The organism is Hyalangium sp. (assembly GCF_035629615.1).
GTDB lineage: Bacteria > Myxococcota > Myxococcia > Myxococcales > Myxococcaceae > Hyalangium.
Genome location: NZ_DASPHO010000540.1, coordinates 1 through 12249 on the forward strand (window position 1 = coordinate 1; position 12249 = coordinate 12249).

The window sequence follows — 12249 nt, forward strand, 5'->3', positions numbered from 1 at the left end:
ACTTCTCGAAGGATCCCATCTACCGGCAGCACCACCACAACAGCATGACGTTCGGCCTGCTCTACGCCTTCACCGAGCACTTCATGCTCCCGCTGAGCCATGACGAGGTGGTGCACGGCAAGGGCTCGCTGTACGGGAAGATGCCGGGAGATCCGTGGCAGAAGCGGGCCAACCTCCGCTCCCTGTTGGCGTGGATGTGGTCCCACCCGGGCAAGAAGCTGCTCTTCATGGGCGGCGAGTTCGGTCAGCACGCGGAGTGGAACAGCGATCGGAGCCTGGACTGGCACCTGCTGGAGGATCCCGGGCACCGGGGCCTGCAGACCCTGGTGGCGGATCTGAACCGCGTGTACCGGGAGCTGCCCGCGCTGTACGACGCGGACAGCGAGCCCGTGGGCTTCCAGTGGCTGCAGCCGGACGCGGCGGCCTCCAACGTCTTCGCGTTCATCCGGAGATCGAAGAGCCCGGGGCGCCACGTGGTGTGCGTGGCGAACCTCGCGCCGATCCCCCGCGAGGGCTACCGGGTGGGCTTCCCGCTGGTGGGCACATACCAGGAGGTGCTCAACACGGACTCCACCGGCTATGGCGGCTCAGGCGTGGGGAACATGGGAGTCCTCCAGACGGAGGCGCGCCCGTGGGATGGGCAGGATGCCTCCGCACCTCTGACGCTCCCGCCGCTGTCGGTGCTCTGGTTCACCCCGGGCTGAGCGCGAAGCCGGGCAGGCGAGCCATGAAGGGCTTGCCTGCCTGCTCGCCCCCTGGACGGTAAGTCCCAGAGGAGATCCACTGTCAGTCCCTCTGCCACCTCCCCTCCGGGAGCTGGCAGAAGTCGTAACTGTGTTGCGAACGCCACTCATCAAACGCGGCGCGATCGCGGAGCGTGGAGCGGGCGAAGGACGCGATCCCGAGGCGTCATGAGTCCTTCATCCGCCCCTCATGAGCCCCCGTGTGTCCCAGGAACGGACACGCGAAGAAATGTTCGCCATTTGAAATTTGCCTGCTGGCCGTGATACGCGTGCGCAGTGGGGTCAGTGTTCGTCGTACGTCAAGAACTTCCCCATCGGATCCACTTCGAGCGCGTGTGGGTCACGCCTATTGCAGCGCTCGCATGTCGGGGCAAAACACATGATTAACTCAGTAAACCGGGTGCTCGGGAAGAGCATCCGCGCCAAGGGCACTCGCGTGCTCGGGCTGGCCGGTATGCTGTCGATGCTGGCCTGCGGATCGGAGAGTGCTCCGACCGCGAATCCTACCGTCGAGGGCTACCGTTCGAACCTCGCGACGCACAAGGTGCAGCTCAACGCGGAGCAGGCGCGTGAGCTGGAGAAGCGCGGCGCCAAGATGCAGCTGATTGGCGACTACGGCTCCTTCAAGCTGGTCGAGGTGGATGAGAAGACGCTGGCCTCGCTGCCCGAAGGCGCCGAGCCCCGCGACGATCTCAACGACATCCTGCTGAACGCGGGAACGATCGACACCGCGTCCGAGCACGGCAAGTCCCTGAAGGGCATGAAGCTGCAGGCCAGTGGGAAGCGCTTCCACATGGTGCAGTACGGCGGCCCCATCCAGCCGGAGTGGTTCAAGGCCCTCGAGGCCACCGGCGTCAAGGTGGTGTCGTACATCCCCAACAACGCCTACCTCGTCTATGGCGATGCCGCCACGCTGAGCGCGCTGCAGGGGCACATCACCGCCACCGCGGCCATCCAGTGGCACGGCGAGTACCTGAACGACTTCAAGCTCAACCCCTCCATCCACACGGCCAACTCGGAGACCTTCGAGGTCCAGCTGCTCAAGGACGAGGAGTCCAACGAGGAGACGCTGGCGCTCATCCAGCGGCTGCAGTCTCGCAGCGGGACGATCCAGGAGGCCTACGGCTATGTGAACGTGCACACGTACCTGACGGTGAAGGATCTCTATGAGATCGCCGCTCGCCCGGACGTGCTCTCCCTCCAGCCGCGCCCCATGCCGCGCAAGTTCGACGAGCGGCAGAACATGATCATCTCCGGTCAGCTGACCGGCACCCAGCCCAACCCGCCGAACTGGCTGGCGTGGCTGGCCGAGAAGGGCTTCACCCAGGCGCAGTTCACCGCGTCCGGCTTCGGCGTGGACGTGACGGACAGCGGCGTGGACAACGCCGTTCCCGCGGCCCCGAACCACTTCGGCCTCTATGTCGGCGGCAACATCTCCAACGCGAGCCGCCTCGCCTATTCGCGCCTCGAGGGTACGCCGCACGGCGGCAGCACCATCCAGGGCTGCGACGGCCACGGCAACATCAACGCGCACATCATTGGCGGCTACACCAACCAGACGGGCGCGCCTTTCGAGGACGCGCAGGGCTACAACTACGGCCTGGGCGTGGCGCCCTTCGTGAAGGTGGGCTCGTCGGTCATCTTCGACCCGGGCACCTTCACCAGCCCCGACTACGAGGACCTGCAGTCGCGCGCCTACCGCGATGGCATGCGCGTGAGCTCCAACAGCTGGGGTGCCAACACCAGCGCCTATACCTCGGACGCTCAGCGCTACGACTTCCTGGCCCGTGACGCGCAGCCGGCCAGCTCGGCGGTGCCCAACGCGGGTCACCAGGAGATGGTCATCGTCTTCGCCGCCGGTAACTCCGGTCCGGGCGCGGGCTCGGTGGGCAGCCCCGGCACCGCGAAGAACATCATCACCGCGGGCGCCTCCAAGAATGCCCATGTCTTCGGCGGTGCGGACCAGTGCGCCGTGCCTGACAGCGACGCCAACGACGCCATGGGCATCGTGGGCTTCTCCAGCCGCGGTCCCGCCGCGGACGGCCGCAAGAAGCCGGAGCTCATGGCTCCGGGTACGCACGTCTCGGGCGGTGTGGCCCAGGTGGATGGCCAGCGCGCCAACCCGCCGGCCAACCCCAACGGGCAGGCGCTCGGCTGCTTTGACGCCTCCGGCGTGTGCGCCGGCCCTGGCAGCAGCAACTTCTGGCCGCTGAACCAGCAGTGGTACACGGCCTCTTCCGGTACGAGCCACTCGACCCCGGCCATCGCCGGCGGCGCGGCGCTCATCCGCCAGTACTTCATCAACCAGAACATGACCCCGCCCAGCGCGGCCATGACGAAGGCGTACCTGATGAACTCGGCCCGCTACATGACGGGCAGCGGCGCCAACGACAACCTCTGGTCCAACAACCAGGGCATGGGTCTCATGGACCTGGGCATGGCGCTCGACGGCACTCCGCGCCTGCTGGATGACCAGAACCCGAGCAACGTCTTCACGGCGACGGGCCAGACCCGCGAGTTCGAAGGCTTCGTGGCGGACTCCACCAAGCCCTTCCGCGTCACCGTGGCGTGGACGGACGCACCGGGCTCCACCACCGGCAGCGCCTGGAAGAACAACCTGGACCTGACGGTGACGATCGGCGGCAACACCTACAAGGGCAACGTCTTCACGGGTGCCAACTCGACGACGGGCGGCACGGCGGACGGCTCCAACAACGTGGAGAGCGTCTTCCTGCCCGTGGGCGCCGAGGGCAACTTCACCGTGACGGTGACGGCGGCCAACATCAACTCGGACGGCATTCCGGACAACGCCGCCGCGCTGGACCAGGACTTCGCCCTCATCGCCTACAACACCTGCCAGGATGCCCCGCCCACGCCGGACGGCGTGAGCGCGGCTCCCAACGGCGACAACGAGATCAACATCACGTGGACGGAGAACGGCGCGACCTCGTACAGCATCTACCGCGCCACCACCGCGGGCGGGCCGTACACCAAGGTCGGCTCGGCGACGGCTCCGCCGTACCGTGACATCGGCGTCTCCGGCGGCACCACCTACTACTACGTGGTTCGCGGCAAGCTCTGCGCCGAGTCCCCTCGCTCGACCGAGGCCTCTGCCACCGCCACCGGCGTGTGCACCCTGGCCCCGACCTTCTCGGGCGTGGATGCGGCCACCAATGCCGGCGCGGCCACCTGCGGCACCACGGTTGCCTGGAATGCGGCCACCCCGATCTGCGGCGGCACGCTGAGCTACTCCGTCTACCGCAGCACCACCGCGGGCTTCACGCCGTCGATCGGCAACCGGATCGCCACGGGCATCACCGGCACCAGCTTCGCGGATGACCTGAACCTGACCACCGGCACCCGGTACTACTACGTGGTCCGCGCGACGGAGCAGAGCACCGCCTCCAACGAGGACTCGAACACCGTCGAGAAGTCGGCTGTGCCCACCGGCGCAGTGACGCCGGGCGTGCGCTACTTCGACGACCTGGACGGCAACCGTCCGCCGGACGCGGCCTCGTACTGGATCCCGACGGCCCAGGCCGGCAGCGTTGCCACGATCAGCGTCAGCACCGGCTGCCACTACCAGTCGGCGGACAAGGCGTACCGCTTCGGCGGAACCACCGCCTCGTGCACCGCGACCTACCCGAGCAGCGTCCAGGCCACCCTGTCGCTGGGCGGCAACGGCACCACGCCGGGCATCAACGGCTTCGCGATCCCGGCCAGCACGCTGGGCCCGCAGATGTCGTTCAACATCTGGTACAGCATGGAGACGCGGTACGACGGCGCGTGGCTGGTCTACAGCACGACGGGCGCGGCCGGTCCGTGGACCAACGTGGGTGACACGGCGTCCGCTACGGCGCCGTACATCGCCACGGGTGGTTACGACAACACGCTGCAGAGCACCCCCACCACCCGGATCTGGACCACCGCGAACACGGGCGGCAACGGCGCGCTGAAGGCCGTCACCGTCAACCTGGAGGCGCTGGCAGGCCAGACGGTGTGGTTCGCGTACAAGTTCTTCACCGACGGCTCCGTCGTTGACCAGGGCTTCTATGTGGACGACGTCCGCGTCAACGCGGATGGCTACGAGAGCTGCACCACCAACGTGCCTCCTCCGGGTCCGGCCGTGTCCTACCAGGTGACGAACCTGCCGGCCTCGTCCGGTGCGGGAGACACCGTGACGTTCGACGTCACCGCGCTGGATGCGGTGGGTCAGACGGCTGTCGGCTACACGGGCACTGCGTCCTTCAGCAGCTCGGATCCGCAGGCGGTGCTGCCTGCCGATGCGACGTTCGCCGCAGGCGTGGCGACCGGCGTGAGCATGTCCTTCCGGACGCTGGGCGATCAGTCCGTCACGGCTTCGGATACGGCAGACGCGGCCATCAACGGCAGCGCCACCACGAACGTCACCGCGGGCGCTCCGACGGCACTGGAGTTCCGCACCCAGCCGTCTGACAGCACCGCGGGCGAGGCCATCTTCCCGTCCGTGCAGGTGGGTCTGGTGGATCAGTTCGGCAACGACGTCACCACGGGTGAGAACACCATCACCGTGGCCCTGGGCGCAAACCCGGGCAACAGCACGCTGTCCGGCTCCACCACGGTGGATGCCGCCAACGGCGTGGCCACGTTCGGCAATCTGTCGCTGGACAAGGTGGCCGCCGGCTACACGCTGGTCGCCAGCGCTGACGGCCTCACGGGCCTCACCAGCGCGGAGTTCGCGGTCGGTCCTGGGGCTCCGGCCAAGCTGGCCATCGTGACCCAGCCGTCCAACACCCAGGCGGGTGCGTCCATCACCCCGGCCGTCTCGGTCATCATCCTCGACGAGTTCGACAACACCACGGACGCCGCGGCGGAAGTCTCCGTCTCGCTGAACGACGGTGGCATGGCCCAGCTGTCCGGCACCACCACGGTGGAGGCCGTCAACGGCGTGGCCAGCTTCGGTGACCTGTGGATCGACAAGGTCGGGACTGGCTACTCGCTGGAGGTCACCTCTGACTTCCTCGACAACGTGACGACGGATACGTTCGACATCACCCCGGCCGCCCCGCACCGCGTGATCATCACGCGGCAGCCGAGCGACGTGGCGAAGGGTCGCGCCATCACCCCGTCCGTCCAGGCCACCGTCCTGGATCGGTTCAACAACGTTGCGACGCAGACGACCGCCCAGGTGTCTGCCGCGCTCGGGAGCAACCCGAAGAACGCCACCCTGCGTGGTGCAACCTCTGTCAACCCCGTCAGCGGCGTGGCCACCTTCAGCGATCTGTCGGTGAGCAAGGAGGGGCTGAACTACACCCTGATCATCGGCTCGAGCGGCCTGCACGCTGACACCAGCGTGGGCTTCGACGTCACGGGCCGCCAGGCCTCGGACAAGCTGGCCTTCCGGCCTGTCTCGGACACTGCCTCGGCGGACTCTGCGCTGGCCGCGATCGAGGTGGAGCTGCAGGATGACGAGGGCAACAACACGGGCGGCTCGGAGATCGTGACGCTGAGCCTCGGCGAGAACCCGGCGGGGGGCCAGCTGCTGGGCACCTCCACGGTGGCCGCGGTCAACGGCGTGGCGAAGTTCGAGGGCCTCACCCTGCGCAAGGCCGGCAGCGCGTACGCGCTGGTGGCCAAGGCCGAGGGCTACGCGGATGCCACGAGTGCGGCGTTCGCGGTGAACCCGGGTGCGGCGGCCAGCTTCGTGGTGGCGGTGCCTGCAAGCGTGACGGCGGGTCAGGAGACGACGATCTCCGCGACGGCCTACGACGCTCACGGCAACGTGGCAGCCAGCTACGCTGGCGCGGTCAACGTGACCAGCTCCGACAGCGGGGCCACCTTCGCCTCCACCGCGACGTTCGTCGAGGGCAAGCTCAACAACTTCAAGGTGACGTTCAAGACGAACGGCTCGAAGACGCTCACCTTGACGGATGCGGGCAACACCACGCTGGCCAGCACAGGCCAGACCAACGTCACCGCGTTCGCTCAGCCCACGGCGGCGGTCACCAGCCCGGAGGGCGGCAACACCGTCTCTGGCTCGGTGAGCATCACCGCCACGGGCGCTGCGGCCTCCGGCACCACGCTGGCGAAGCTGCAGATCCTCGTCGATGGCAAGGAGATCGCCAGCGGCTCGGAAGGCACGCTGAGCGGTACCTGGAACAGCGATGACGCGCAGGGCGGCACGCACATCATCACCGCTGTCGCCACCGATGCTGCTGGCAACGTGGTGACCTCCGCGCCGGTGATCGTCTCCACGGAGATCGACAGCGGCTGCGGCTGCGGTGCCACCTCCGGCACCGACGCGGGCTTCTTCCTGCTCCTGCTCGTCCTCGCGCGGTTCGCGATGGGCCGGAGCCGGGCGAAGATGGCGGCCTGATCGGCGCCAAGGTCCCGGGCGCCAGCAGCTGGCGCCCCGGGACTGACCGGGCGGAGAAGCAGTTCCGCCCGGACGCTTCGCAGCTGAGTCTTGAATAGGAATGCGCCGGCGAGGAGCTCTCCCGCCGGCGCATTTCTTTTGGGGCCCCTGTGCCCGCACGCCCTGCTGGGGCGGAAGGAGCACGGGAGCTAGAGAGAGTGGGGAGCGCGGCGGGGCCGCGGGCGGCTCAGCGTGCCTTCTTGCGTGAAGGCTCGGCGTCGTCGCGGAAGGCGCTCAGCACCCCGCCTACGTCCAGCCGCGCCGTCTTGATGAACAGGCGGATGGCCTTCTCCACGTGTTCCGCCAGGGTGGCCATCTTCTCCAGCCGCTGGAGGCGCTCCGTGTCCACCCCACCCGCCTCCTGCGCCAGGCGCCGCGCCTCGGAGAGATCGGCGCGGATGCGTGAGACGAAGCCCGCCTCGCGCTCCTCGATGACGTGCGTCACCATGCGGACCAGATCCGTCTCCGCCGAGTAGCGCCAGACTGTGTCCGGGGGCAGCCGGACGCGCTGCACCACGCCCCAGCGCTCCAGATCCCTCAGGAGCATGGAGACGCCGCCCTTGGAGAGATCCAGCTCTCGCTCGATCTCCCCGGCGGTGAGCGGCTCGCCCCGCAGGTAGAGCAGCCCCCACACACGGCCCTGGTTGCGCTTGAACCCCCAGAACTCGATGACATTGCCCACGGCCTCCACGGCCATGGTCTCCCACCGCTGCAGCCGGCCTGGCTCGGGAAGCGCCTCTGGCCCCGGCGGCGTCACCCCACCTGTCCAGAGGTAGCCCTTCATGCGACACGGCTCCGGACTTGATCCGTGATGCCGGCGGACAGCTTGCGCGCCCAGCCCACCAGCTCCTGGCCGCCGACGGTGTCCGCGAAGGGCCCCAGCTGATCCAGCGCCGCCTCGATCTCCGCATTCAGCCGCTCTAGCGACTGATCCACCGCGCCGGTGGCGATGATCCCGGCGCCCAGCTCCTGAGCACGCTCCGGGGAGAGGCTGGAGAAGGCCCAGGCGTCGCGCAGCTTGCGGCGCAGCCCGTCATCCTTCGCCAGGGCCAGAAGCATGGGCATGGAGGGCGTGCGGGAGTGCAGATCCGCGTACTGCGGCTTGCCCACATCCGTGCCGAGGATGTCGCGGATGTCGTCGGCGATCTGGAAGGCCACGCCCAGGTGGCGGCCAAACCCGTCAAAGCGCTGCACGGCGTCCGGCGCGCGGGCAATCAGGGCGACGGCCTTGCCGCACCAGCCGAAGAGCGAGCCCGTCTTCCCCTCGGCGATGTAGCGCAGCTGGGCCAGGGGCAGATCCATGATGCCGCGCGCCTCCACCTCGGCGATGGCCGCGCGCGTCATCTCCGCGACCACCGAGAGGGCACTCTGTGCCATGCGCGCATCGAGCTCCACCAGGCGCAGGAGCGTGGTGGAGAGGATGAGGTCGCCGCTCATCACCGCGACGATGTTGCCCCAGCGGGCGTTCACCGTGGGCCGGCTGCGGCGGAACATGCCCCCGTCCACCACGTCATCATGCAGGAGGCTGGCGGAGTGGATGAGCTCGGCGGCCACGCCGATCTCCACCAGCTGCTCACCCGGCAGCCCCACCGCATCCCCGAAGAGGCGCACCAGCAGGGGGCGCGCGCGCTTGCCGCCGCCGCCCAGGACCAGGTGGCGCGCGGCCTCCATGAGGGTGTCACCCTTCACGTCTGGCCCGGCGTCGCCATCCACCAGCGCAGCGTTGATGCGCTGCTCGACCAACACCAGAAAGTCCGACAGCTCGCGAGCCAGATCCATGAGCGACCTTTTCTCCTCAGACGTTCATATAGTTCAAGACCGCGTGAACCGCACTCGGAAATCTCCGTGTAGGAGAGCCGAAGCTGGGCTGCCCTCCAGGCGTCCTGCCGCACTGCGTCGAAATCGGTTTGAGTCCCTGCGCCGCCCATGAGAGAGGGGAGGCCCCTCCTCTGCTGTGGATCGCGTGTCTCCCATCGCCTCACGTCACACCCTGCTGCGCAGCCTGGCCTCCCTCGCCACCGCCATCCCGCTGTTCCGGCCGGGCAGCTCCCTGCCGGGTGCCAACGCCCCGCTGAGCAGCGGCCCTGTGCCGGACGCCTCCCCCTCCCCTGCAGGCGCTCGCTCGCGCCCGTGGCTGCGCCTGTCCCTGAAGGCCTCCGTGGCGGAGGGGATGTTCGCGGAGGTGTTCACCGCGTGTGCGGGGGCCACGGTGCTCACAGCCTGGGCCATCGCGCTGCAGTTGGGGCCCTTCCTCGTGGGGGTGATGACCGCCCTGCCCTTCTTCGCCCAGTTCGTGCAGTTCCCGGCGGCGTGGCTCACCTCCACCTTCGGCCACCGGCGGGTGGCGCTCGCGGCGGTGTGCCTCTCCCGGCTGGTGATGCTGCCGCTGTGCCTGGTGCCCTGGCTGCCGCTGACGCTGGTGGGGCAGCAGCGCCTGCTGGTGGGGATCGCCGCCGCCTCTGCCGTGCTGGGGGTGGTGGGCAACAACGCGTGGGTGGCGTGGATGGGCGAGCTCGTCCCCCGCCCGCTCCGGGGCCGCTTCTTCGGCATGCGCACCGCCCTGTGCACCCTCGCCGGCACGCTGGCGGCGCTGGCCGCCGGGGTGTTCCTGGATCAGACCCGTCAGGAGGAGACGGTGGGCGCGGCGCTCCCGGTGCTCGCCGCGCTCGCGTGCGCCGTGGGCATCCTCACCCTGCTCCTGATGGCGCGGCAGCACGATCCCGCTCCGGGGGGCACCGCGATCCGGCTGGATCTCGAGGCCGCGAAGCTGCCGCTGCGAGATCCGCGCGCCCGCCGGGTGCTGCTCTACCAGGTGGCGTGGAACGCGGCGGTCGGGCTCTCGGCGCCCTACTTCACCCTGCACCTGCTCCAGAACCTGCAGATGACGTTCGTCCTCATGGCGCTGTACTCCGCGGCGGTGGCGGCGGTGCGCGTGCTGATGGCGCCGCTCTGGGGGCGGATCATCGACCGGGTGGGGGCGCAGCCGGTGGTGCTGGGGTGCTCGCTGGGCATCTCCTTCATCCCGCTGATCTGGCTGGTGCCCACCCCGGGGACGCTGTGGCCACTGGTGTTCGACGTGCTGCTGGCGGGTGCGCTCTGGAGCGGCCATGGCCTGGCGGTGTTCGCGCTGCCGCTGGCGGTGGCGCCCCGCAAGGGCCGGCCCTTCTACCTGGCGGCCTTCGCTACCGCGGGAGGCCTGGCCTATGCGGTGGCCTCCGCGCTGGGTGGCGGCCTCGCGAGCATCCTGCCCACCCACTTCACCCTGGGCAGCCACTCCTGGGTGAACCTCCAGGTCCTCTTCGTGCTCTCCGCGGTGGCCCGGTTCGGGGCGGCCTTCCTCGCTGCCCGCATCATCGAGCCGGACGCGCGCCTGGTCCGCTCCTTCGGCGCGCTGATCGCCCTCATCTGGACGCGGGCCCGCCCCGCCGCGGCGCCGGTGCTCGCCGAGGCTCGGACGGGCAACGGCGAGCCCTGAGCAGGAGATCCTGCGCCCTGCGGGCAGTTCTCCCCGAGGGGGCCGGGAGGCTCAGAGGCGGTAGCCGCGAACCACCTGGGAGACGCGCTCGGAGAGCGCCTGGAGCGACTCCACCGAGGCCGTGGTGGCGGTGATGCGCTCCAGGGTGCCGGTCATCAGCGCGTTCAGCTCGTTCACGGCCGTGGAGATCTGCTCGATCCCGCTGGTCTGCTGGCTGACGGTGGTGGCGATCTGCCGGACGGACGCCGAGCTGTCCCGGACGATGTCCGACAAGGCCTGGAGGTTGTCGCCCGACTGGCGGATCTTCGCGATCCCCTCCCCCATGCGGTAGGTGCCCTCCTCGGTGATCTGCACGGTGGTGGCGATGGCCTCGCTGACACCCCCGAGCAGATCCCGCACCTGGGAGGTGGCCCGGATGGACTGATCGGCCAGCGCGCGGATCTCTCGCGCCACCACCGCGAAGCCCTTGCCGTGCTCACCGCTGCGCACCGCTTCGATGGCGGCGTTGAGCGCCAGCATGTGGGACTGGTCCGCCAGATCCTTCACCGTCTGGGTGATGCCACCGATCTGCCGGGTGCGCTCACCCAGCGAGGTGATCTGCGCGGCGATCTGCTTCACCTGCTCGAGCATCTCCATGAGGCCGTGGATGCTCTCGCTGATGGCGGCCCCGCCGCTCTTGCCCAGCTCATCGGCGCGCGCGGCCACCTTGAGGACGGACTCCGCCGTATGGGAGGCATCCGTGGACGTCCGGTGGAGCTCCTGGGTCGTGGCCTGTGTCTCGTGCAGGGCGCTGGCGTACCGGGTGGCCATCCGGCTCTGCTCCTCGGCGGAGTGGCTGAGCACGCGGACGGACTGCGTCATCAACTCCGAGGAGAACTGGAGCTCGTGCAGCACCTCCTTGAGGCGGCTCACCATGGCGGCGAAGGCCTTGGAGAGCTGGCCCACCTCGTCCTGGGAGTCCACCTGGATGGGCTCGCGCAGATCGCCCTGATCGGCGATGCGCCGCGCCACCTCGGTGAGCCGCAGCAGCGGAGACACCAGCCTCCGGCTGAAGAAGTAGCCCCCGAGGCTGAAGGCCACCAGGGCGCCCACGAGCACGCTGCCGAACCGCAGGGTGAGCGACTGGAGCCGGGCGCGCGCGGCGGAGCGGTTGAACCCCACGTAGACATGGCCGAGCGCCCCGTCGGCCATGGGGGCAGGCAGGGAGAGGAGCTCGGCGCCCTCGATCTCCAGTGTCTGCGACTCCTGGGCCGGACTGAGGGTGCGGTGCCGGATCCGGATCTCGTCCGCGAGCTCGCCCGAGATGGCGACGGGATCGCCGTTCTGGTCGAGCACGGCGATGAAGGCGACGCGGGACTTCGCCGTCACCTCGTCAATGGTCTTCTGGACCATGGCGGACTGGCGCGCCTCCATCGGCTTCGTCAGCGTGGAGGCCAGCGCGGAGGGCAGCCCCGCGCCGATCTCCTGACCCTGCGCGTCAAAGCCGTCCTGCATACGCGGCAGGAGATAGCCGAAGGTGAGGAGCCCGGAGAGGACCGCGACACCGAGCGGTCCCAGGCTGAGCTTCTGGGAGAGGGAGAGGGAGAGGCGCATCGAGGTAGGGCCAGGGCCGGGGTGTCTCTAGCCTGGGAAAGTCG

Annotated in this window: 6 protein-coding genes; 3 read left to right on the forward strand and 3 right to left on the reverse strand. The window is 69.1% G+C overall.

All coding sequences use genetic code 11. The annotated features are described in order from the left end of the window. Window positions 1-704: alpha amylase C-terminal domain-containing protein (locus VD972_RS27330; RefSeq protein ID WP_324991688.1), on the forward strand; the 704-nt coding region annotated here is incomplete at its 5' end. Between the two features lie 418 nt (window positions 705-1122). Further along, window positions 1123-7098, forward strand: coding sequence for a S8 family serine peptidase (locus VD972_RS27340; RefSeq protein ID WP_324991689.1), 5976 nt, complete (start codon window positions 1123-1125; stop codon window positions 7096-7098). Between the two features lie 226 nt (window positions 7099-7324). Here VD972_RS27340 and VD972_RS27345 read toward each other — a convergent pair whose 3' ends face one another. Further along, complete coding sequence (locus VD972_RS27345; protein WP_324991690.1) at window positions 7325-7921, reverse strand: GbsR/MarR family transcriptional regulator; 597 nt, start codon at window positions 7919-7921, stop codon at window positions 7325-7327. Then, complete coding sequence (locus VD972_RS27350) at window positions 7918-8916, reverse strand: polyprenyl synthetase family protein (protein ID WP_324991691.1); 999 nt, start codon at window positions 8914-8916, stop codon at window positions 7918-7920. Before VD972_RS27350 ends, VD972_RS27345 begins: the two co-directional genes overlap by 4 nt. A 184-nt stretch (window positions 8917-9100) precedes the next feature. Between VD972_RS27350 and VD972_RS27355 the strand changes: the two genes are divergently transcribed. After that, window positions 9101-10612, forward strand: a complete 1512-nt coding sequence (locus VD972_RS27355) for an MFS transporter (protein WP_324991698.1) — start codon at window positions 9101-9103, stop codon at window positions 10610-10612. 51 nt (window positions 10613-10663) lie between these two features. Here the strand turns inward: VD972_RS27355 and VD972_RS27360 are convergent, their stop codons facing one another. Then, complete coding sequence (locus tag VD972_RS27360; RefSeq protein ID WP_324991692.1) at window positions 10664-12205, reverse strand: methyl-accepting chemotaxis protein; 1542 nt, start codon at window positions 12203-12205, stop codon at window positions 10664-10666. Window positions 12206-12249 lie beyond the last annotated feature (44 nt).